Below are 23,985 nucleotides of genomic sequence, written 5' to 3'. Positions count from 1 at the left end.
CGTCGACAGGGGGCGAGGGGGGCTCCCCGCATGGGGATCAACGGGGTTTTCCCGCAAGGGGATTCGGTACACGAGCCGCAGCAAGGAAACGGAGCACCACTCCATGGCAACCCTGTCCGTCGCCGCCATCCTCGCCGAGAACGCCCGGCGCCGCCCCGAGAAGACGGCTCTGGTCGAAGGTGATCTGCGGCTCACCTTCGCCGAGGTGTGGCAGCGGGCCCTCGCCCAGGCCGGGGCACTGGCCGGACTCGGCGTACGGCCGGGGGACCGGGTGGCGCTGATGGCCCCCAACACCGCCGAGTTCCCGGTCGCCTATTACGCGATCGCCGCGGCCGGCGGTGTCGTGGTCCCCGTGCACCTGCTGCTGTCGACCGGGGAGGTCGAGCACGTTCTGCGCGACAGCGGGGCGACGCTGCTCCTCGTCCACCCGGCCCAGGCCGGGACCGGCCGGGCCGCAGCCGCCGCCACCGGCGTCCAGGCGGTCGCCCTGGGCGAGCAGTTCGAGAAGCTCGCCGCGGACGCCGAGCCGCTCCCGGCGTACCTCACCCGCGCCGCCGACGACCCCGCCGTGATCTTCTACACCAGCGGCACGACCGGCGTCCCCAAGGGCGCCGTGCTCAGCCACTTCAACCTGGTCATGAACGCCACCGTCAACGCCTTCGACGCCAACGACATCCGCGCCGACGACATCGCGCTCGGCGCGCTGCCCCTCTTCCACGCCTTCGGCCAGACCGTCTCGCTCAACTCCACCTGGCGGGCGGGTGCCACGCTCGTCCTGCTGCCCCGCTTCGACGCGGCCCGCGCCATCGAGCTGATGGCGAAGGAGGGCGTGAACACCTTCCACGGGGTGCCGACCATGTTCGTGGCGCTCGCGGCGGCCGCAGCGGAGGCCGGCGCCCTGCCCGCACTGCGTGTGTGCATCTCGGGCGGAGCCTCCCTCCCGGTCGCCGTACTGGAGCGGTTCGAGGCCGCGTTCGGCGCGCGGATCTACGAGGGGTACGGGCTGTCGGAGACCTCGCCGACGGCCACTGTCAACCAGCCCGTCTTCGGCACCAGGGCCGGCACCGTCGGCCACCCGCTGTGGGGCATCGACGTCGAGGTCGCCCGCGCCGAGGTGGAGGACCGGATCGACCTCCTGCCGCCCGGCGAACTGGGCGAGGTCGTCGTCCGCGGCCACAACGTCTTCTCCGGGTACCTCGGCCGCCCCGAGGCCACCGCCGAGGCCCTCGTCGACGGCTGGTTCCGCACCGGGGACCTCGGCACCAAGGACGAGGACGGCTTCCTCCGGATCGTCGACCGCAAGAAGGACGTCATCATCCGCGGCGGCTACAACGTGTACCCGCGGGAGGTCGAGGAGGTCCTGATGCGGCACCCCGAGGTCGCCCAGGTGGCCGTCATCGGCCTGCCCGACGACCTGCACGGCGAGGAGGTGTGCGCCGTCGTCGTGCCGGCACCGGGCACCGCCCCCGACGCCATCGGCATCACCGAGTGGTCCAAGGAGCACCTGGGCCGGCACAAGTACCCGCGCCGCGTGGAGTTCGCGGACGAGCTGCCGCTCGGGCCGAGCATGAAGGTGCTCAAGCGGGAGCTGCGGGCCCGCTACGGCGCCCGCTGAGCCGGGCCCGGCACACCGGTCCCGGCACGCCGGGCGTGCGGACCGCCTTGCGAGACGGTCCTTACGACGCCGGATGCGTGCGCATAGCATCGGTTCCCGCATGAACACGATGACGCTCTGGCACATATCCGGCTGGGAGTTCGCCGCCCTCGCCTTCGCGGCCCTGCTCGTGGGCTTCTCCAAGACCGCCGTCAGCGGGGCCAACACGGTCAGCCTCGCCGTCTTCGCGGCGGTCCTGCCCGCCCGCGCCTCCACCGGCGTGCTGCTGCCGGTCCTGATCGCGGGCGACGTGCTCGCCGTCCTCACCTACCGGCGGCACGCCCACTGGCCCACGTTGTGGCGGCTGTTCCCGGCGGTGGCGGCCGGCGTGGTGGTCGGCACGCTGTTCCTGGTGTGGGCCGACGACGAGGTCGTACGGACCTCGATCGGCGCGATCCTGCTGCTGATGGCCGGGGTCACGCTGTGGCGGCGGCGCGGGGCCGAGGCGGGGGACGAGCCGGACGCGGTGACCACCCGGGCGGGCCGGATGAAGGCCCGCTCGTACGGCGTCCTCGGCGGGTTCACGACGATGGTCGCGAACGCGGGCGGGCCGGTGATGTCGATGTATCTCCTGTCGGCGGGGTTCCGCAAGCTCGGCTTCCTCGGCACGTCGGCCTTCTTCTTCCTCATCGTCAACCTGTCCAAGGTGCCCTTCAGCGCCGGACTCGGCCTGATCGACGGCCGCTCGCTGCTCCTTGACGCGGCGCTCGTGGTGTTCGTCGTGCCCGGCGCGTTGTTCGGCAAATGGGCTGTGAACCGGATCAACCAGCGGTTGTTCGAGCAACTGGTGATCGCCGCGACGATCGTGGGCGGCCTGCAGCTGCTACTGCGCTAGCCCGAGCAGCGCCGGGAGATCCGCGAAGGTGTCCACGACGTGGTCCGGGGTCCCGCTCGCGCCGGCGAGCGTCTCCGGCTGGTACTTCCCCGTACGGACCAGCACCCCCGCGATGCCGACGCGCTGTGCCGCGAGCACGTCCGACTCGACGTCGTCGCCGACCATCAGCGCCTGGTCCGCAGTCACACCCAGCCGGGCCAGTGCCGCCTCGAAGAACGCCGGGGACGGCTTGCCCATGACCTCCGCCTCGACCCGCGCGGCCTTCTCCAGCCCGAGCAGGAAAGCGCCCGAGTCCAGCTGCAGCCCGGCCTCGGTCCGCCAGTACAGGTTGCGGTGCACGGCGAGCAGCCGTGCACCCTGCTGCAGAAACCCGAAGGCCCGGTTGAGCGCGGCGTAGTCGAACTCCGGCCCGGCACCGCCCAGGACGACCACGTCGGGACGTTCGTCGACCAGGGTGATGCCACCGAGATCCTCCTCGATGTCCCCGCTGTTGACCAGAGCGCATCGGGCACCCGGAAAGTGCTCGGCGAGGTGGGCGGCGGTGAGCGCGGGCGCGGTGAGGACGTCCTCGGCATCCACCTCGAAACCGGCTCCCGCCAGGGTTTCTGCGATCGACGCCCGCGTCCGGGACGTCGTGTTGGTCACCAGGGCCACGCCGAGACCGGCCGCGCGGATCCTCCGCAACGCCTCCACCGCACCCGGCAGCGGCTTCCAGGAGACGGTGAGGACACCGTCGATGTCGATCAGCACGGCACGCACGGATTCCACGGATTCCATGGCCGGACCCTAGCGACCCGGGCGGCGGATCGCTGCCGCTGACCTCGTACGCTCACCCCCATGTCCCCGCACATCCTGATCCTCGGCGGCACCACCGAGGCCCGGCGCCTCGCCGCCGACCTCGCCGCCCGCCCCGGAGTCAGGGTCACCACGTCACTGGCCGGCCGGGTCGCCCGCCCAAGCACGCTGGTCGGCGAGGTACGGATCGGCGGGTTCGGTGGCGCGGAGGGCCTTGCCGACTGGCTGCGCACGCATGGCGTGGACGCCGTCGTCGACGCCACGCACCCCTTCGCCGAGTCGATCACGGCGAACGCGGCCCGCGCGGCGACGGCCACCGGAGTGCCGGCGGTCGTCCTGCGCCGCCCCGGCTGGAGCCCGGGCCCCGGTGACCGCTGGTACGAGGTCGCGTCCCTGGCCGCTGCCGCCGAGGCCCTGCCCGGCCTCGGCCGCCGGGTGTTCCTCGCCACCGGCCGACTGGGCCTCGCGGCCTTCGCCCACCTGACGGACCTGCACTTCGTCGTACGGTCGGTCGACCCGCCCGAAGCGCCCCTCCCGCCGCACACCGAAATGATCCTGGCCCGCGGCCCCTTCACCCTCGCCGAGGAGACCGAGCTGCTGCGCGCCCATGCCATCGACGTGCTGGTGACGAAGGACAGCGGCGGCGACGCCACGGCAGCCAAGCTGACGGCCGCCCGGGAACTCGGGCTGCCCGTGGTCGTCGTACGACGCCCCCCGCTCCCCGACGGCGTGACGGCGGTGCCGGACGTGACGGCCGTACTCGACCGGCTGGGGTTCGACGGCTCCTGATCACTGAACCCGTCGGTCCCGTCCTCTCGACCCGCCCGTCAGGACGTCAGGATTCCCGGAGACCGGGGTGCCTGCGCAGCAGATACGTGTCCATGATCCACCCCTTGCGCTCCCGGGCCTCGGCGCGCAACCGCTCGATGCGCGGGGCCGCCTCGGCGAGGGGACCGGAGACCAGGATCTCGTCCGGGGTGCCCAGGTACGCGCCCCAGTAGATGTCGATGTCCTCCTCGGCGTACTTCCGGAAGGTCTGGTGCGCGTCCAGCATCACGACGACGTCGTCCACCCCCTTTGGGAACCCCTCCGCCAGCCGCCGCCCGGTGGTGATCTGGACCGGCCGGGCGACCCGGTTCAGCCCCGTACGATGCCGGGCCACCAGCGAGGAGACGCTGCTGATGCCGGGCACCACGTCGTACTCGAACTCCACCGCGCCCCGGGCCAGCACCTCCTCCAGGATCCCCAGCGTGCTGTCGTACAGCGACGGATCCCCCCACACCAGGAACGCCCCGGTGCCGTCCTCGCCCAGCTCCTCGGCGATCAGCCGCTCGTAGATACCGGCGCGGGCGCTGCGCCAGTCCTCCACGGCCGGCGAGTACGCGGCCCCGCCCGCCCCGCGGTCCCGCTCCGGGTCACGGGCCTCCACCACCCGGTATCCGCCCTCGGGCCGGTGTGCGTCCACCATGTCCCGGCGGAGCTGGGTCAGATCGCTCTTCACCTCGCCCTTGTCGAGCAGGAAGAACACGTCCGTGCTCCGCAGTGCCTTGACCGCCTGCAGGGTCAGCTGGTCGGGATCGCCCGCACCGATACCGATGACATGAATCTTTCGCACACCCCGAGTCTGCCGCATGCCACCGACAGTGAACCCACCGCCTCCGCGGGCCCGCGACGGCGCCGCTCAGGAACGGAGCCGCGGCGCCTCGGCCCCGGCGTCGACGGGCCCCGCCCCCCGCTCCACCCGCCCGGCCAGGCCCCGGGCCCACCCGGCGAGCCCGGCGACATCCATCCCGTACGGCCGCGCATCGCCCCGCTCTGCCGCCCACTCCTCGATCGCACCCGCGCCGCGCCGCAGCAGCCGCGCCCCGCCGGTGGTGTTGCCGCGGGCCGCGTGCGTGAGCCCCACCGCCAGCTGGGCCAGCCCCCGCCACAGCGTGCGCTCCTCGTCGGGACCCGACTTCCAGGCGTCCTCGAACACCTCGTGCGCATGGAAGGGCTTGCCCGCGTCCAGCAGCGCCTGCGCCTCGGCGACCGTCTCCGCCGGGGTCCGTACGACTCCCTCCGGCTGACGCTCGACCCCCTGCGTCCCGTACGGCAGTGGCCGCCCCAGCCCGTCCCGCGGCCGGGCGCTCCGCGCCCGCCCGGCCACGTCCCGGTCCCGGCCGCCCGCCGGCCTCCCCGTTGCTGCGCCCGTGTCTCCCATACGACCGATTGTCCCGCCTCGCCCCGGTCCCTCTTCGGCGCACCCCCGCCGGTGGGGTAAAGTTCTGTTCGCGCGATCACGCGGGTCACCGCGAGTGAGCGCATCGGGACGTGGCGCAGCTTGGTAGCGCACTTGACTGGGGGTCAAGGGGTCGCAGGTTCAAATCCTGTCGTCCCGACTTTGCGAAGTCGCAGGTCGGAGGCCGTGCTGGAGTAATCCGGTACGGCCTCTTGATCATTCTTGGCCGCCGGTCAAGTCGTAGGCGGCAGCGCCTTGTTGTCTTGTGCCGGCTGCCGGGACTGGGCCTCCCGGTAGAGGTAGCCGGCCTGGAATCTGCTCGTCGCCCCCAGGATCGTCATCACCTCGGCCACGTGCCGCTGACAGGTGCGCTGCGATATGCCGAGCCGCTTGGCGATCGACCGGTCGTCGAGCCCGGCGGCGAGCAACGACATGATGGTGGCCCGCACGCCCTCGATCGCGCCCTTCGCGGTTCCGTCCGGTGCGGGTCTGGCGAACGGTTCTGCGGTCAGCCAGGTGCGCTCGAAGACCTGCGTCATGAACTGGACCACGTGGCGGTCGCCGACGATCAGGGCTGCGCTGCTGTTGTCCTGGATTTCGAGCAGCCCGCAGTGGTCGTCGAAGATGATCATCCGGGTGAGTTCCCCCGGGACGATGCGAACCTCCGCGCCCAGCGCGGTTAATCGCTCGACGTACGCGGCGGTCGGCTGGCTGTAACGCGCCGAGTGCTGGTACAGGGTGCGCAGTGAAACTCCGCGGCGGATCAGTGCCTCATCGCGGTACATCGCCTCGGCGAGGGATTCCTCGGGCCGGGCGCCGCCCGGCTGGGCGGTCAGCACCTGGGTGGTCGCCTTGTCGGCCAACTGGCTGATCACCTCAAGCACTGTCGTCAGATCGGTGATCAGCTCGATCGAACGCGAACCGCGGCCGGTCGTTGCGCAGTTCACATACCAGTCGGACAGTTCCTTGAAACCGGCCCGCATTTCGTCGATCGCCACCCGCTGTTCATGCGCCTGCCGCTCCAGCGGGGCCAGCGCCCGCGCCGCCGCCCGCTCCGGATCGACGCAGGTCAGTGAGGTTTTGCAGTGCACGCATGGTTGGACCAGCTGCAACGAGACCAGTTCCCGGACAGCGGATTTGGCTCGCTCCGCGGTGATGCCGAGCTCGATGTGCACTTGGTCCGGGTCGAACTCCACCTGGTTTGCGGCGTGCGCGTAGAGAAGAAGTGCGTCATCACTGGCGATCATTTGCGGCATCCGGTGTATCCAGCTGGTCGATCGGGTCGAGACGGCCGAATTGAGCATGGTGCGGGGCCTGGGTCAGTGAGGAGCGTGCGTCGCATAACCGACAGTCAGGGATACGACACTACCAGGCACCGATCGCCCCAGGTAGCCTCGCTTGCGGAGGTTCGCGGCGCGGCCGTCGATCTCCGTGGCTCCGGCGCGGTACGTGTCCCCGCGCCGGAAGGGCCGGCCCCGCATTCTCGACACCGATGAGGTGTGCTGCGGCAAGGCCGGCAGACATCGGAACGTGGGGCGTTCTGCATGGTGGACACGGATACGGGGGAAAAGTGACGCGTTCGTTGGTGGTATGTCGCTGTCTTGTCGGTGATGGCCAAGACACCGGTTGGGGCGGCAAACCGGTCGGCACCAGAAATCCTTAGCCGTTCCACGGTGGCGCCTATGGGGATGCCGGCTCGTCATAGTCACGGGGGAAGTTCTTGTCCAGAGGTGAGGTAATAGCCGACTGTATTCGGTCGGAACTGGCACGACTGTTGGACGTCGACCCGCGGAGCATCGGCGACGCGGACCGGTTCGCTCAACTCGGGTTGGATTCACTGCGTGCCGCGACTCTGATCCATGCCCTGTCGGATGAACTGGGCAGGCGGCTGTCGCCGGTGCTGCTGTGGCGGTATCCGACCGTCTCGGCGCTCTCCGAATGCCTGGCCTCCGGCGCCGACCTGGCGCTGCCGGAACCGGTCGGCAGCACAGAGCGCGACCGGCCTAGCGCGGTTGTCAACGAACCGATCGCGGTCGTCGGGCTGGCCTGCCGACTGCCCTCGGCGCCTGACGCCGCGGCGTTCTGGCAATTGCTGGAGAGCGGCGGCGACGCCATTCGCGACGTGCCGTCCGGCCGGTGGAACGTCGACGCGCCGCCCGATCCGCGGCTGGCTCCGGTCGCAGCGGCGATCTCCGGCAGAGCCGGATTCCTGGAACATCCCGTCGACGGGTTCGATCCGCTCTTCTTCGGCATATCGCCGCGTGAAGCACGGGAAATGGACCCGAACCAGCGGCTCTTCCTCGAAGTCGCCTGGGAAGCGCTGGAAGACGCCGGCCTGGCGAACGAAGCACTCGAAGGCAGTCGCACCGGTGTGTTCGCCGGGGCGATCTGGCACGACTACGCCGACCTCGCCGAGGAGGGCCGGGAGCCGCTCTCGTTCTATTCCGGTACCGGCCGGGCACTGAACATGGTGGCGAACCGCCTCTCCTACGTGCTCGGACTGCGCGGGCCCAGCGTCCTGGTGGACAGCGCATGCTCGGCATCGCTGCTCGCGGTGCACCTGGCCTGCCAGAGCCTGTGGGCCGGTGAGTCGACGACGGCGCTGGCCGGCGGCGTGAACCTGATGCTGAGCCCGACGACCACGGCGGCGCTGGCGAACATGGGCGGGCTCTCCCCGGATGCGCGCTGCAAGGCGTTCGACGCGGCGGCCGACGGCATCGCCCGCGGCGAAGGCTGCGGCGTCGTCGTGCTGAAGCCGCTGTCGCGCGCGCTCGCCGACGGCGACCGCATCCGGTGCACGATCCGCGGATCGGCCGCGAACAACGACGGAAGCAGCAACGGGCTGACCGCGCCGAGTCCCCTCGCGCAGGAGGAGGTGCTGCGCGCCGCCTACGCACGTGCCCGCGTCTCGCCCGCCGACGTGCACTTCGTCGAGGCTCACGGCACCGGGACCAGCCTGGGCGATCCGATCGAGGCGGCCGCGCTGGGCGCGGTCTTCTCGCCCGGGCGCCCGACCGACAGCCCGCTGCGGATCGGCTCGGTCAAGACGAACATGGGTCATCTGGAAGCCGCCGCCGGCGTCACCGGACTGATCAAGGCGATCCTCAGCCTGCAGCACCGCGCGCTGCCGGCGAACCTGCACTTTCACACCCCCAATCCGCACATCGCGTTCGAGGGCTGGGGACTGCGCGTGCCCACCGCGCTGGAGCCGTGGCCGCAGGACCGCCCGCTGCTGGCCGGGGTGAACTCCTTCGGCTGGGGCGGCACCAATGTGCACATGGTGCTGGAGGGCTGGCAGGAGCCGGCCATGCCCGCGCTGCGCCCGCCCGGCTCCCACGCTCCGGTCGGACCCGATGGCCGGGCGCAGTCCGGTGAGCCGGTCGGACTCCCTGCCCGGGCTTCGACCGGTACTTCGGTGGACCCCGATGCCAGGACGGCGTTCGTCTGCTCCCCGCACGGACATCAGTGGGTCGGCATGGGGCGGAACCTGTTCCGTACGGAACCGGCCTTCCGGGCTGCCGTACAGCGCATCGACGCCGAATTCGCGCCGATGGCGGGATGGTCGATCGCCGACGAGCTGTTCGCCGTGGACGCGGCGGAACGCGTGCACCGGGTCGACGTCGCGCAGCCGGTGTTGTTCGCCGTTCAGCTGGGGCTCGCCGCTGTGCTCCGGGCGCGCGGAGTCGAGCCCGACGCGGTGGCCGGCGCGTGCTTCGGTGAAATCTCCGCCGCGGCGATCGCCGGAATCCTCGACACCTCCGATGCCGTCCGCACGGTGTACCACTACAGCCAGGCACAGCAGCGACTGGCCGGCCAGGGCGGCGGAATGGCAGTCGTGGAGCTGCCCGCGGCCGAACTCTCCGAGTTCGTCACGGAACAGGTCGTCGTCGCCGCCGAGTACGGGCCGCGGTCCACCGGGCTGTCCGGCGAGGCATCCGCGCTGGAGGGCGTGCTCGCCCGGCTGAAGGAACGTGGCGTGCTGTGCGGGATGGTCCGTATCGACGTCGCCGTGCACAGTGCGGCGGTCGAGCCGGTGACCGCGGACTTCGCGGCGGCGACGGCCGGCATCTCCCCACGGCCGGGCCGCGTTCCGATGACTTCCGCGCTGACCGGCGCGGTCGTGCCGTGGCACGAGATGGACGCCGCCTACTTCGCCCGCAGTCTGCGTGCGCCGATGCGGCTGCTGGATGCCACCAGGGCGCTGCTCGCGGAGGGGATCGGGGTGCTGCTGGAGCTGAGCGCGCACCCGGTGCTCGGCTCGGCGCTGCGCCAGACGGTGGCGGACCTGGGCAGCGACGCGGTGGTGCTCGGCAGCATGTGCCGTGGCGAGGACGACCGCGTCGGCGTGCGCGACACGCTCGCCGCCCTCGACAGGCCCGGCCGCGGCCGGCGGCTCAGGCCCGAACTGGTCACCCTCTCCGCCAAGTCACCGTCGGCGCTGCGCGCCCTGGCCGGCCGGGTCGCCGAAGCCGCCGAGGCCGGCACGACCGATGTGGAGCCGCGCGACCTGGCAGGTGCGCTGGCCCGTCGGGCCGGCCAGCCGCACCGGTTCGCGGCGGTGGCCACCACGATGGACGAACTCGTCCAGGGACTACGTGCGTTCGCCGACGGCGCAGACCCGGAGGGCGCCGTTTCCGGGCGGGCCGCCGAGGCGCGGGAGAAGCTCGCGTTCATCTGCTCCGGGCACGGCTCGCAGTGGCTCGGCATGGGCACCGAACTGCTCCGCAGCGAGCCGGAGTTCGAGTCGGCGGTACGTACGTGCGACGCGGCGATCCGGCCCCACACCGGCTGGTCGGTGCTCGCGGAGCTGACCGCGGGCCCGGAGGAATCGCACCTGGACCGGGTCGACGTGGTGCAGCCCGTCGTCTTCACCGTCCAGGTCGCCCTGGCCGCGCTGTGGCGCTCCTGGGGAATCGAGCCGGATGCGATCGTGGGCCACAGCATGGGCGAGGTCGCGGCCGCGCACATCGCCGGTGCGCTGTCCCTCGACGACGCGGCCCGGATCATCTGCCACCGCAGCCGGCTGCTGCAGCGCGCAACCGGCCAGGGCGGTGCGATGCTGGTCGCGGAGCTAGACCTCGAGCAGGCGGCACAGGTGCTCACCGGCCATGAACAGGCCGTGTCCGTCGCGGTGAGCAACAGCCCGCAGTCGACGGTGCTGTCCGGGGACCGGGCAGTGCTCACCCGGATCGGGCAGCTGCTCGATGCGGACGACGTGTTCTGGCGGTGGATCAAGGCGGCGGACGCCGCCGGGCACAGCCCGCAGATGGATCCGCTGTGCGCCGAACTCCAGCCGCTGCTCGAAGGGATCACGCCACGAGCCGCGCGCGTTCCGGTGTACTCCACGGTGACCGGCGAACTGCTCGACGGAACCGAGCTGACCGAGCGGTACTGGGCGCGCAACCTCCGCGAGCCGGTGCTCTTCTCCCGTCAGCTGATGCGGATGATGACCGACGGGGTGCGCACCTTCGTCGAGCTGAGCCCGCATCCGGTGCTCCTTCCCTCGGTGCAGCAGACGGCCGAGTACGCCCGAACGGACGTGACCACCCTGGCGTCGCTGCGCCGGGACCACCCGGAGCGGGCCGCGCTGCTGTCCTCCCTGGGCAGCCTCTACGTGCGCGGTCGAGCCCCGTCGATGCGGCAGGTGCTGACCCCCGGGCGGCACATGACCCTGCCTTCCTATCCGTGGCAGCGGGAGCGGTACTGGCTCGGCCGGTCCGGCGACGGCGTGCCGCGGCCCCGGACGAACGCAGGCGCCCTGCTGGGCGAGCGCATCGACTCGGCGATCGAGCCGGGCACCCACTACTGGCAGATGGACTTCGACGAGAACACCGCGGCCGCGACGGACTACCGGGTGGCCCGCACGCCGGTTCTGCCCGGCGCCGCCATCGCCGAGATGGCGCTCAGCGCCGCGGCGCAGACCGCGCCCGAGGTCCGCTTCACCGTCACGAACCTCCGCTTTCTCCGGCCCCTCGCCCTGTCCGGCGACGCCTGGCGGCGGGTGCAGGCGGTGATCGTCTCCGGGCAGCAGCATGTCTTCCGGGTGTTCGAGCAGCGCGGCACGGACATGGACGAGTTCGCCTCCGCGGTCCTCGTGCCCGGCCGGCCCGAGGAGCCTTCGGCACCGCTGTCCGCCGAGCAGATCGGCGCCCGCCTGCCGGACGCCGTCAGCGGTGCCGACTACTACCGGGATCTGGCGGCCCGCGGCCTCGCCTACGGCCCCGCCTATCGGGGCATCGAACGCACCGCGGTCTCGGACCGGGAAGCACTGGTGCGCTTCGATCTGACGGCGGCCCGCGGCGCAGTGCCCGGGGCGCGCCCCTCCCTCGCGCTGCTCGAAGTCGCGCTCCAGGCAGCCGTCGCGCCCGCACTGCATGGGCAGCAGGACGCCGGGAAACCGCCGACGGCCGTGGTCACCGGCATCAGCGAACTCGACTGGTGGCGTGCACCGGTCACGGTCGGCTGGGTGCATGCCGTGGTGGCATCGCTGCCCGGCGATCCGGACCAACTGCGCGCCGAGCTACGGGTGTTCGGCGACGACGGCGCGGTCGTCCTCACCGCGACCGGCGTGCTGCTCACCCGTGGCGCGCAGCTGCCCGAGCCGGCGACCGCGGTCGCCGACGGCCAGGAGCCGGCGCAGGAGGACGGTGCGGTCCCGGTGCGCGACCTGCTCTCCGGACTGCACCAGGCGGCCGAGCGCCGCGCGGTGCTGCAGTCGGTGCTCTGCGAACAGGTCGCGCGCATCGTGAAACTCGCGGCAGCCCGCATCGAGCCCGAACGCCCCTTGCGGGAACTCGGATTCGACTCGGTGATGGCGCTCGAATTGCGCAACGCCCTGCAGAGCACATTCGGGATGCGGCTGCCCGCAACGGTGTTCTGGAACTACCCGACCATCATCGACCTGACCGCTTTCCTGGCGCAGAAGCTGGGGATCGACACCGAAGGCGCAGCCCCCGGCGAGCTCGTCGGCACTCCCGGTTCGACGGTCGATTCACCACCGATCGGCGGCGACGGAGAAAGTGCCGAAACCCTGACCGAGGAAGAACTTCTCGAGCGTGAGACCGCGGAGCTGATGAGCCGAGTGGATGCGATATAGATGACTACGGTGCCCGACACCACTGGATCCGGAAATTCCGGCCTGCACAAGGCCTTGGCCGCCCTCAAGGAGTTGCGCGGAAAGATCGACTCGCTGGAGCAGGCCAAGCGAGAAGGCATCGCCATCGTCGGCATGGGCTGCCGCTTCCCCGGAGGCGCCACCTCACCGGACCGGTACTGGCAGCTGCTGGAGAACAGCGTGGACGCCATCACCGAGGTCCCGGCCTCGCGGTGGAACCTCGACGACTTCTACGCCGCCGATCCCGATGTGCCCGGCCGTATGCCCATGCGGTTCGGCGGGTTCATCGACGACGTCGACCTGTTCGACCCGTACTTCTTCGGCATCTCACCGCGTGAAGCGGCCCGTATGGACCCGCAGCAGCGGCTGTTCCTCCAGGTCGCCTGGGAGGCGCTGGAGGACGCCGGGCAGACCCGGGACGGCCTGAAGGGCAGCGCGACCGGGGTCTACCTCGCCACCAACTGCCTCGACTACCTGCAGATGCAGATGGCGGACCCCGAGGACATCGACGGCTACACCATCACCGGTGGCCTCAACTGCGTGATTCCCAACCGGCTGTCCTATCTGCTCGACCTGCGCGGCCCCAGCCTCACCGTCGACACCGCCTGCTCGTCGTCGCTGGTGGCCGTGCACCTGGCCTGCCAGAGCCTGCGCAGCCAGGAATGCGACATGGCAGTGGTCGGCGGCGTCAACCTGATCATGTCGCCGATCACCACGATGACCCACGTCAAGGGCCTGCCCATGGCGCAGGACGGGCGGTGCAAGACCTTCGACGCGCGCGCCGACGGCTACGTGCGCGCCGAGGGGGTCGGCGCGGTCGTCCTCAAGCGGCTGTCCGACGCACAGGCGGCGGGCGACCGGGTGGTTGCGGTCATCCGCGGGACGGCCGTCAACCAGGACGGACTGACCAACGGGCTCACCGCGCCGAGCGGCCGGGCCCAGGAGCTGGTGATCAGGCGGGCACTGGAGAACGCCCGTCTGTCGCCGGCCCAGGTGACGCTGGTCGAGGCGCACGGGACCGGCACGGAACTCGGCGACCCGATCGAGGTCGAGGCCCTGAACGAGGTCTACGGCGGGCAGAACGAGGCCGGGGACGCGTGCGCGCTCGGCGCGGTGAAGTCGAACATCGGCCACACGGAGGCGGGTGCCGGGATCGCCGGGCTGATGAAGGTCGCGCTCAGCGTGCAGCACCGGGCGATCGCGCCCAACCTGCACTTCGAGCAGCTCAACCCCCATATCTCGCTGGACGGCAGCAGGTTGTTCGTACCGACGAAGCGCCTGCCCTGGGACGTCGAGGAGGACCGCCGGCACGGTGCGGTGAGCGCCTTCGGCGCGGGTGGCACCAACGCCCATGCGCTGATCGGGCCGGCTCCGGAGGCCGGCCCCGAGACCCGGGACGACGCCGGTACGGGGCCGGTGGTGATCCCGGTCTCCGCCCGGACGGCGCGGGCGTTGACGCGGACGATCGAGGCGTATCGCGACTACCTCGCCTCGCCCGCGGGTGCGGCGTACCCGTTGCGGGACATCGCCTTCACGGCGGCGCGCCGCCGTACACCGCACGAGCACCGGGCCGCCGTGGTGGCGCAGACCGCCGAAGAGGCAGCGGACCGGCTGAGCCGGTGGCTGGCGGACGGGGCCGGCCCGGGGGTGGTGACCGGCCGCACGTCGAGTGAGATCGGCTCCGGGACCGTGTTCGTCTTCCCGGGTCAGGGTTCGCAGCGGCCCGGCATGGGGCGCGAGTTGATGGAGCAGTGCCCGGTGTTCCGTGCGGCGGTCACCGAGTGCGACGAAGCGATGCGCCGGTGGCGGACCGGCTCGGTGATCGAAGAGATCCACGGGTTCCGCGGCGACGAACTCGACCGGATCGACCTCATCCAGCCGGCCCTGTTCGCCATCGGGGTCGGGCTGGCAGCCCGGTGGCGGTCGCTCGGCGTCCATCCGACCGCGGTGGTCGGGCACAGCATGGGCGAAGTGGCCGCCGCTCACGTCGCCGGGGCGCTGAGCCTCGACGACGCCGCCCGCATCATCTGCCGGCGCAGTGCGCTGCTGCGCAAGGTCAGTGGACAGGGCGCGATGCTGGTCGTGGGTCTGTCCATGGAGGATGCGGACAAGGCGATAGCCGACTGCCGCGACCGGGTGTCCGTCGCGGTGAGCAACAGCCCCATGTCGACGGTGCTCTCCGGCGACCCGGCAACGCTGAACGCGCTGGCGGAATCCCTGCGGGACCGCAATGTGTTCTGCCGGCATGTGAGCGTGGACGTCGCGTCGCACAGCCCGCAGATGGACCCGTTGCGCGACGAGCTGGCGGCGGAGCTGGCCGGGCTGACTCCGCGGAGGTCCACCATTCCGATCCTGTCCACGGTCACCGGCGAGCTGTGTGACGGCAGCGGCTTCGACACCGACTACTGGATCCGGAATCTGCGGGAGCCGGTGCTGTTCTGGCCGGCTGTGCGGTCGCTGGCCGAGCAGGGGAGCGGCGTGTTCGTGGAGCTGAGCCCGCATCCCATTCTGCTGCCCGCTGTCGAGCAGGGTCTGGCCCGGCTGGGCGGCGAAGGTGTCCTCCTGCCCTCCATGCGGCGCGACGAACCGGAGAGCTACGGCATGCTGGAGGGCCGCGCGGCGCTGTATGCGCACGGCGGCCGGCTGCCGGACGATCTCGTGCCGGCCACCGGACACGTGGTGCCGCTGCCGGCCTATGCCTGGCAGCAGGAGCGCTTCTGGTTCCACAGCCGGTCCGGTGCCGAGGCCGCGCAGGCCGCTCCGATGCGAGCGGCCACCCCGTCGTCGTCGGCCACCGCCTCGGCGCAGGCCCCCCTCGAACAGCCGGGTGGCGGCCTGCTCACGCGGCTACGCGCCGAGTCGGCCGCCGTACGGCGCGAGACCATGTTCGCCTTCGTGCTCGACGCCGTGGCCGAAGTCCTCGAATACCCGCCAGACCGCCTCGATCCCCGCTCGGGGTTCTTCCAGCTCGGCATGAGCTCCGTGCTGGCAACGCAGGTCCGCGTCCGGTTGGAGGCCGGACTCGAACGCAGGCTGCCCGCCCCGGTGATCTTCGAGTATCCGACGGTGGAGTCACTGGCCGATCACCTGCTCACCCTCGTACTCCCGCCGGAAGACTCGGCGAAGCAGCCCGCGCGACCCATCGGGAACCCCGCGCCCAGCCGCACGGAAGCGATCTCGGACGGGGACATAGACACGATGTCGGAAGACGAACTCATCGCGTTCCTCGCGGAGGAGATCGGAGCACCGCTCGCTCGGCAGGGAGGATCCGATGAGCAGCACGAAGGATGACATGCGGCAGTCCGTCCTGGCGCAGAGCCTGCGGGAGATCAGGACGCTGCGGAGCAGGCTCGAACAGGCCGAGCAGGCGTTGGCCGCGCCGATCGCCATCGTCGGCATGGCCTGCCGGATGCCGGGCGGGGCGCAGACTCCGGACGAGTTCTGGGAGTTCCTGCGCGCCGGCGGCGACGGAATCTCGGACATCCCCGCGGACCGCTTCGACGCGGACGCCTACTACGACCCGGCGCCGGGCGCGCCCGGCAAGACGGTCACCCGGCGGGCGGGTTTCCTGCCCCAGGTCGACCAGTTCGACGCCGGCTTCTTCGGGGTCGCACCCCGGGAGGCCGCATGGCTCGACCCGCAGCAGCGCCTGGTGCTGGAGGTCGGCTGGGAGGCGATGGAGCACGCGGGGATCAGCGCGGCAGGGCTGCGGGGCAGTTCCACCGGCGTGTTCCTCGGCGTGACCAACGGTGACTACGGCCAGCAGCAGCTGCAGCAGGTCGACCTGCCCGACCTGGAGGCGTACGGGCTCACCAGCAGCGCCTCGACGTTCGCCGCCGGCCGGCTGTCGTACTGGCTCGGCCTGTCCGGGCCGAGCATGTCGGTCGACACCGCGTGCTCGTCGTCGCTGGTCGCCGTGCACCTCGCCTGCCAGAGCCTGCGCTCGGGCGACTGCACGACCGCGCTGGCCGGCGGGGTGAACGTGCTGCTGTCGCCCGAGTGGTTCGTCGTCCTGTCCAAGGCGAACATGCTGGCGGCGGACGGCCGGTGCAAGACCTTCGACGCCGCCGCCGACGGCTATGTGCGCGGTGAGGGCGCCGGCATCCTCGTGCTGAAGCGGCTGTCCGACGCCGTCGCCGACGGAGACCGCGTCCACGCGGTGATCCGTGGCTCCGCGGTCAACCAGGACGGGCGGAGCAGCGGGATCACCGTGCCCAACGGGGCGGCCCAGCGGGACGTCCTGAGCCGCGCCCTGCGCGCCGCCTCGGTCACCGCCGCCGAGGTCGGCTATGTGGAAGCCCATGGCACGGGCACGCCCCTCGGTGATCCGATCGAGCTGCGTGCACTGGGTACCGTGCTCGGCGACCGCGGGGACAGCGGCCCGCTGCGGGTCGGTTCGGTGAAGACGAACGTCGGCCACCTCGAACCGGCCTCCGGGATCGCCGGGCTGATGAAGCTGGTGCTCGCGCTGCAGCACGAGGAGATCCCCCCGCACCGCAACCTCAGCACGCTCAACCCGGAGATCGCCCTCGAAGAACTGGGCATCGAGATCCCGACCGAAGTGACGCCCTGGCCGCGCGCGGACAAACCCCGCATCGCAGGGGTGAGTTCCTTCGGTGCGAGCGGCACGAACGCCCATGTGATCGTCGAGGAGGCACCGGCGGCGGCCCGCCCGGAGGCGGCACCGGACCGGCCGGCGCACCTGCTCACCCTGTCGGCCAAGAGCCCGGCGGCCCTCACCGACCTGGCGGCACGCTATCGACGCACCCTCACCCAAGCAGCGGACGGTGCGGCCCTGGCGGACATCTGCTTCACCGCGACCACCGGCCGCGAGCACTTCCCGCACCGGCTCGCCGCGGTCGGCGCGACGGCGGCCGAGCTGGCGGACACCCTGGCCGCGGCCGCCGGCCCGGACCGGGCCGCCGCGGAGGTACGGCGCGGCCACGTGTCGTTCGGCCTCCGGCCCAAGGCCGTGTTCCTCTTCACCGGGCAGGGGGCGCAGTACCCGGCGATGGCCAGGACGCTGTATGCCACCGAACCGGTGTATGCCCGGGTGATCGACCAGTGCGACGAGGTGCTGACGCCCGTGCTGGGGCGTTCGCTGCGGGAGGTGCTGGACGGCGGAGACGGTGGCGGCGCGCTCATCCACCAGACCGAGTACACACAACCGGCTCTGTTCGCGGTGGAGTACGCGCTCGCGCAGTTGTGGAAGTCGTGGGGCATCGAGCCCGCGGCCGTGCTCGGGCACAGCGTCGGCGAGCTGGTCGCGGCCTGTGTCGCCGGCGTGATGTCCCTGGCGGACGGGCTGCTGCTCGCCGCTCGCCGCGGCCAGCTGATGGCGGAGCTGACCGTGCCGGGAGCCATGGCCGGCGTCTTCGCCCCGGCCGAGGTCGTCGCCGAGGCGCTCCGGCCGTTCGCCACCGATGTGTCGATCGCCGCGGTCAACGGACCGCAGAGCGTCGTCGTCTCCGGCGCGGACGCAGCGGTCGGTGAACTGCTGGCCGCGCTCGCCGGGCAGGGCGTGAAGTCCAAGCGGCTGACGGTCTCGCGCGCGTTCCACTCACCGCTGATCGAGCCGATGCTGGACCAGTTCGAACGGGAAGCCGCCAAGATCGAGTACGCGGCGCCGCGCATCCCGGTGATCTCCAACGTCACCGGCAAGCCGCTCACGGGCGAGGGGGCGTTCAGCGCGGCGTATCTGCGGGAGCACGTGCGCGCCCCGGTCCAGTTCCTGGCGGGCATGAACGAGCTGTTCGAGCAGGGCTACCGGACGTTCGTGGAGGTCGGCCCGGCGCCCACGCTCCTCGGCATGGCCAAGCGCTTCGCCCCGGACGACGCCGCGTCCGGCGAAACCGCCGCGTTCCTGCCGTCGCTGCGACCCGGGCAGCAGGACCGGCGGGTGCTGCTGGACAGCCTCGGTGAGCTGTACGTCCGCGGCTTCGAGGTCGACTGGGCCGGCCCGGCCGACGGAGCGGACCGCCGGAAGGTGGTCCTGCCGACCTATCCCTTCCAGCGGAGCAGGCACTGGTTCCAGCCGAGCGACAGGACCGCGTCGCCTGCGCCGGACGCCCCCGCCGGGCCGCGGACGCTGCTCGGCCGGCGCATCCCTTCGCCGCTGGACGCGATCCAGTTCGAGTCCCGTCTCGACGCCGACGTGCACCCATGTCTCGCCGACTGCGTGGTGGACGGCCTCACCGTGGTCAACATCGGCGTCTACCTGGACACGGCGCTGGCGGCAGCCCGTGAACTCGGCCACCAGGGGCCGCTGCTCGTCACCGACTGCCTCATACCGCAGAGCCTGATCCTCGACCCGGAACAGCGGCGGCCGGTGCAGCTGGTGCTCCAGCCGCGGGACGACACCAGCGCCTCGTACCACTATTACGCCGCCGCGGACCAGGCCGGCATCGAGGACCAGTGGGTGCTGCACGCGCAGGGCATGCTCGGTCCGGCCGCTGCCATCGAGCCGTCCGGCACCCGCGCACCGGATCCGCAGACGGTCGCAGCGCAGCTCGCCGGCGAAACGCAGGGGGCCGACTTCTACCAACAGCTCTGGCGGCGCAAGAGCTACCTCGGCCCTTCGGTGCAGTGGATCGACCACATCTGGCACACCCCGGGTGAAGCCGTCGCCCGGATGCGGACACCGCGGCCCGGCGAGACCGACCCGTACCAGCTGCACCCCGGGCTCACCGACGCGGCGTTCCAGCTGCTGTTCGCCTGTCTGCCGCCGGACAGTCCGGCGGACGGGGTGTTCATGCTCGTCGGCATCGACCGGTTCACCTTCCACGGCCATGACGGCGCAGGACAGTTGTACTGCCACGCGAAGCTGCTGCCCGCCTCGGATCCGGCCGCGATGCTCACCGCCGACGTGCGACTGACGGAGGCCGACGGGCGCCCCGTCGCGGAGTTCAGCGGTGTCTACCTCAAGCGGGCCGACCGGTCCTCCCTGCAGCGCAGCGCGCCGGTGCCGGCCGCCTCGCGCCGGACGGCGGCCGAGCATGCCGTGGCGGACAGCACCCCCGTCGCCGCACTGGACGTACCGGCGCTGGTGACCAGCACGGTGGCCCGTGCCCTGCGTGCGCCGGAGGCCGAACTCGACCGGCACGAACCTCTCCCGAACCTCGGCCTCGACTCACTGATGGCGCTGGAGGTCAAGGACAAACTGTCCGCGCAGCTGGGCGTCTCCCTTCCCCTGGCAGCCTTTCTGGAGGGCCGCAGCGTCGCCGATCTCGGCGAGCACGTACGGTCCCTGCTCGCCGGCCCGGACCCGTTGTCCGAGGAGCCGGCGCATGACACGCCGCCCGGGACGGCCGACCGCAAGCTGGTGCACGACCGCGCGGCCCGGTTCGAGCCGTTCACCCTGACCGATCTGCAGCAGGCCTACCTGGTCGGGCGGTCGAGCGCCTTCGAACTCGGCAATGTGTCGACCTATTTCTTCATCGAGGTCGACCTCGACGACGTCGATCTCGACCGGCTGACCGCCGCGTTCCGGCGCCTGATCGACCGGCACGACATGTTGCGCGCGGTCGTCGATCCGGAGGGAACCCAACGGGTGCTCGCGGACGTGCCGCCGTACGAGCCGCATCTCGTCGATCTCTCGCAGTGCACCGAGCAGGAGCGCGAGCGGCGGCTGGCGGAGATCCACCACGAGATGAAGCACCAGGTGTTCGACACCACCGTGTGGCCGCTGTTCGACATCCGCGCCACCCGCATCGACCATCGGCGCACCCGGCTGCACATCGGGCTGGATGCGTTGATCATCGACGCCTGGAGCACCTCGCTGCTGTTCCGGGAGTGGGCGGCCGCGTACCAGGATCCAGGCGGCCGGCTTCCCGAACTGGCGGTCAGCTACCGGGACTACGTCCTTGCGGCCAGAGAGCAGCAGCAGTCGCCGGCCTATGCCGCCTCCCTGTCGTACTGGCGGGAACGCGTCAAGACGCTGCCGCCCGCGCCGGAGCTGCCCCTCGCCATCAGCCCATCCGCCCTCACCCAGCCCGAGTTCACCCATCGCTCCGGCCGGATCGAGGCAGACAGCTGGGCGCGCTTCAAGCAGTACGCCGCCGGCGCAGGGGTGACCCCCTCGGCCGCGCTGTGCACCGCGTACGCCCAAGTACTCGCCGCCTGGAGCAAGTCGAGCCATTTCACGCTCAACTTGCTGGTCTTCAACCGCGCGCCGCTGCACCCCGATGTGGAGAGCGTGGTGGGCAACTTCAGCGCGACCACCTTGCTCGAGGTGCGAGGCCCGGTGGCCGAGGCCTTCACCGCACGTGCCGAGAGGCTGCAGAAACAGCTCTGGCAGGACCTGGAACACAGCCGGGTCAGCGGGGTGCAGGTGCTGCGCGAGCTGCACCGGGCCGGCGGAAACGCGGCCGGCGCCGGCATGCCGGTGGTGTTCGCCAGCACCATCAACTTCGCCGCCAGAGACGGAGCGAGCGCGGCCGGAGGCTTCGCACAGCACCTGCTCGGCATGGGGGCGAACGGCCGGGAGGTGTCCAGCCAGATCCGCACCCCTCAGGTGTGGCTGGACCACCAGGTCGTGGAGGACTCCGGCGCCCTGGTGCTCAACTGGGACTTCCTCGCGGAACTCTTCCCCGCCGGCATGATCGACGAGATGTTCGACGCCTACGTCGACGTGGTGCGCGGCCTGTGCGAGGACGAGGGCGCCTGGCAGCGGCCGGCCGCGGTGCTCGTCCCCGGCGGCCAGCTGGAGGTGCGGCGCAAGGTGAACGCGACGGCAGCGCCCCTGACGGACGAACTGCTGCACGACGCGTTCGCCGGGCACGCGGCGCGCCATCCGGACCGGACCGCGGTCATCGCGCCGGATCGCACCCTGAGCTACGGCGAGCTGGACGGGCTGTCCAACCGGCTGGCCCGCCGGCTGCGGGCCGGCGGCGCGGCCCCGGGCGTCCTCGTCGGCGTGGTCATGGAGAAGGGCTGGGAGCAGGTCGCCGCGGCCGTCGCCGTCACCAAGTCCGGTGCGGCGTATGTGCCGATCGACGCCGCCGTACCGGCCGAGCGGCTGCGGCTGCTCCTCGCCGGCGCCGGCATTTCCCTCGTACTGACCCAGGCCCGGGTGGACGAGCGCTCGCAGTGGCCGGACGGCATCACGCGTATCGCGGTGGACGATCCGGACACCCTGACCGAGAGCGACGAGCCGCTCGCGCCGCCGGCCACCACGGCGAACGATCTGGCGTACGTGATCTACACGTCCGGGTCCACCGGCGTCCCCAAGGGCGTGATGATCGAGCACGCCGGTGCGGTCAACACCATCCGGGACATCAACGAGCGGTTCGGTATCACGAGCCGGGACCGGGTGCTCGCGCTGTCGGCGCTGAACTTCGACCTGTCCGTGTACGACGTCTTCGGCATGCTGGCCGCCGGCGGTGCCGTGGTGCTCCCCGCCGCGGACGCGCAGCGCGAACCGGCGCATTGGGCGCAGCTCGTCGACGACCACCAGGTCACGGTGTGGAACACGGTGCCCGCGCTGATGGAGATGTTCACCGAGCACGCGCCGGCCGGTGCGCGGACGACGCCGCCGCTGCGCGTGGTCATGATGAGCGGGGACTGGATCCCGGTGGCACTGCCCGGGCGCATCCGCCGGCTGCTGCCGGACGTCGCGATCTGGAGTCTGGGCGGGGCCACCGAAGCATCCATCTGGTCGATCGTCCACCCCGTCGAGCAGGTCGATCCGGCCGCGGCGAGCATCCCGTACGGGGTGCCGATGCGCAATCAGCAGTTCCACGTGCTGAACGAGGCGTTGCAGCCGTGCCCGGACTGGGTGCCAGGCCACCTCTACATCGCCGGCGCCGGCCTGGCCCGCGGCTACTTCGGCGACGAGCCGAAGACCCGGGCCGCCTTCATCCGGCACCCGGCCACCGGTGAGCGGCTGTACCGCACCGGCGACCTCGGCCGGTATCTGCCCGACGGCACCATCGAATTCCTCGGGCGCGAGGACTTCCAGGTGAAGATCGGCGGCTACCGGATCGAGCTGGGCGAGGTCGAGGCGGCGCTCACCCAGCAGCCCGGGGTCCGCACCGCGGTCGCCGTCGCGGCCGGCCCGCCCCGGGGCGCCAAACGCCTGGTCGCCTATGCCGTCGCCGACCGCGGCACGGAGTTGACCGAATCCGGTCTGCGGCAGGCGCTCGACCGGCTGCTGCCCGGCTATCTGGTGCCCCAGCGCATCGTGCTGCTCGACGAACTTCCGCTCAGCGCCAACGGAAAGGTCGACCGCGCGGCGCTACCGGAGCCGGACGGCCCGGCCGGCACCGGCAGGCGGATGCAGCCGTGCAACGGCATCGAGGCCCGGCTGGCGGCGATCTGGAAGGAGTTCTTCGGCACGGAATCGGTCGGCATCACCGACAGCTTCTTCGATCTCGGCGGCGACTCGATGCTCGCCGTGCGTCTGATGGCCCAGATCAAGCAGGGCTTCGGCCGCACGCTGCCACTGGCCACCCTGTTCGCGCACCCGACGATCGAATCGCTGGCCACTGTCCTGGGCGAGGCCGGGGCGGAACACAGCCGCAGGGCTCTGGTGCCGATCCAGAGCGGCGGCACTCAGGTCCCGCTGGTCCTCGTGCACCCGGTCGGCGGCGATGTGCTCTGCTATGCGGAGCTGGCCGGGCTGCTCGGCGCCGACCAGCCGGTCTACGCGCTGCAGGTCCCGGACACCGAGACCCCGCTGGCCACCGTGGCCGATCTCGCCGCGCACTACGTCGAGGCGATCACCGCGGCGGTCCCGGACGGGCCCTACCGGCTCGGCGGCTGGTCCATGGGCGGCGTGATCGCGCTGGAGATCGCCCGCCGGCTCACCGCCTCCGGAGCCCAGGTCGACCTGGTGGCGGTGATCGATCTCCTGGAACCGCCGGGTCCGGCGTCCGGCGAGATCACCGAGGCGGCGCTGCTGTCCTGGTTCGCCGGCGACCTGGCCGGGCTCGCGGACAGCGACTGGACCCTGCCGCCGGAGGCCTTCGGCGACGCGCACGGCGCCGATGCGCTGGCCGTGCTGTACGAGCGGGCCCGCACGGCAGGTGTACTGCCGCACGACATCGACGTGGAGAGCCTCGGCCGGGTGGTGCAGCGCTTCACCGTCAACTCCCGGGCCCTGCTGGCCCATCGGCCGCAGCCGTACGAGGGGACCGTCCGGTTCTACCGGGCCGAGAACGGCGGCGCGTCCAAGGAGACCGCCGAGCGGTGGCTGAGCCTGCTGCCCGGTGACGCCGAGGTGGTGGACGTACCCGGCGACCACTTCAGCGTCATGCGCTCGGCGCAGCTGATCACGCTGGCCGGCGAGCTGAGGGATGCGCTGCGCGCACCCGTGGACGGCGCGTCATGAAGGTTCGAATGCGATCACATCATCCGGTTGGGAGGGC

The 23,985-nt window shown here is 71.6% G+C and carries 10 protein-coding genes and 1 tRNA gene; 7 read left to right on the top strand and 4 right to left on the bottom strand.

Annotated elements, in window-relative coordinates:
- The first annotated feature begins 103 nt into the window (after window positions 1-103).
- Both ACFY3C_RS02760 and ACFY3C_RS02755 read left to right on the top strand, forming a co-directional pair.
- A complete protein-coding gene (locus ACFY3C_RS02760; protein ID WP_390769444.1) occupies window positions 104-1,615 on the top strand; it encodes a long-chain fatty acid--CoA ligase in 1,512 nt (503 codons plus the stop codon).
- A 100-nt stretch (window positions 1,616-1,715) separates the two neighbouring features.
- A complete protein-coding gene (locus ACFY3C_RS02755; protein ID WP_390769443.1) occupies window positions 1,716-2,489 on the top strand; it encodes a sulfite exporter TauE/SafE family protein in 774 nt (257 codons plus the stop codon).
- Here the strand turns inward: ACFY3C_RS02755 and ACFY3C_RS02750 are convergent.
- The gene (locus ACFY3C_RS02750) at window positions 2,478-3,257 is read right to left on the bottom strand and encodes a TIGR01458 family HAD-type hydrolase (RefSeq protein ID WP_390769543.1); all 780 of its coding nucleotides are present in this window, start codon (window positions 3,255-3,257) and stop codon (window positions 2,478-2,480) included. The two genes, ACFY3C_RS02755 and ACFY3C_RS02750, sit on opposite strands and share 12 nt — an antisense overlap.
- A gap of 69 nt (window positions 3,258-3,326) precedes the next feature.
- On the opposite strand from ACFY3C_RS02750, the gene ACFY3C_RS02745 reads away from it, so the two are divergent.
- The gene (locus ACFY3C_RS02745; protein WP_390769442.1) at window positions 3,327-4,073 is read left to right on the top strand and encodes a cobalt-precorrin-6A reductase; all 747 of its coding nucleotides are present in this window, start codon (window positions 3,327-3,329) and stop codon (window positions 4,071-4,073) included.
- A gap of 46 nt (window positions 4,074-4,119) precedes the next feature.
- On the opposite strand, the gene cobF is transcribed toward ACFY3C_RS02745, so the two are convergent.
- Both cobF and ACFY3C_RS02735 read right to left on the bottom strand, forming a co-directional pair.
- On the bottom strand, window positions 4,120-4,899 hold the full coding sequence (gene cobF / locus ACFY3C_RS02740) for a precorrin-6A synthase (deacetylating) (RefSeq protein WP_390769441.1): 780 nt from the start codon (window positions 4,897-4,899) through the stop codon (window positions 4,120-4,122).
- 66 nt (window positions 4,900-4,965) lie between these two features.
- A complete protein-coding gene (locus ACFY3C_RS02735) occupies window positions 4,966-5,487 on the bottom strand; it encodes a DUF309 domain-containing protein (protein ID WP_390769440.1) in 522 nt (173 codons plus the stop codon).
- A 104-nt stretch (window positions 5,488-5,591) separates the two neighbouring features.
- Between ACFY3C_RS02735 and ACFY3C_RS02730 the strand changes: the two genes are divergently transcribed.
- Window positions 5,592-5,665: transfer RNA gene (locus ACFY3C_RS02730), tRNA-Pro, on the top strand.
- A gap of 73 nt (window positions 5,666-5,738) precedes the next feature.
- Here the strand turns inward: ACFY3C_RS02730 and ACFY3C_RS02725 are convergent.
- On the bottom strand, window positions 5,739-6,809 hold the full coding sequence (locus ACFY3C_RS02725; RefSeq protein ID WP_390769439.1) for a LuxR C-terminal-related transcriptional regulator: 1,071 nt from the start codon (window positions 6,807-6,809) through the stop codon (window positions 5,739-5,741).
- 416 nt (window positions 6,810-7,225) lie between these two features.
- Between ACFY3C_RS02725 and ACFY3C_RS02720 the strand changes: the two genes are divergently transcribed.
- The 3 genes from ACFY3C_RS02720 to ACFY3C_RS02710 are packed head-to-tail and all read left to right on the top strand — an operon-like array spanning window position 7,226 to window position 23,948.
- Window positions 7,226-12,601, top strand: coding sequence for an acyltransferase domain-containing protein (locus ACFY3C_RS02720; protein WP_390769438.1), 5,376 nt, complete (start codon window positions 7,226-7,228; stop codon window positions 12,599-12,601).
- A complete protein-coding gene (locus ACFY3C_RS02715) occupies window positions 12,602-15,910 on the top strand; it encodes a type I polyketide synthase (RefSeq protein WP_390769437.1) in 3,309 nt (1,102 codons plus the stop codon). It begins immediately after the preceding gene.
- Entirely contained in the window at window positions 15,891-23,948 is an 8,058-nt protein-coding gene (locus tag ACFY3C_RS02710; RefSeq protein ID WP_390769436.1) for an amino acid adenylation domain-containing protein, read from the top strand. The genes ACFY3C_RS02715 and ACFY3C_RS02710 overlap by 20 nt, the downstream gene beginning before the upstream one ends.
- Window positions 23,949-23,985 lie beyond the last annotated feature (37 nt).

Source organism: Streptomyces sp. NPDC001410, from assembly GCF_042895235.1.
Lineage (GTDB): Bacteria > Actinomycetota > Actinomycetes > Streptomycetales > Streptomycetaceae > Streptomyces.
Note: the sequence above shows the minus strand (reverse complement) of the source record. Positions and strands in the feature narration are given on the sequence as shown.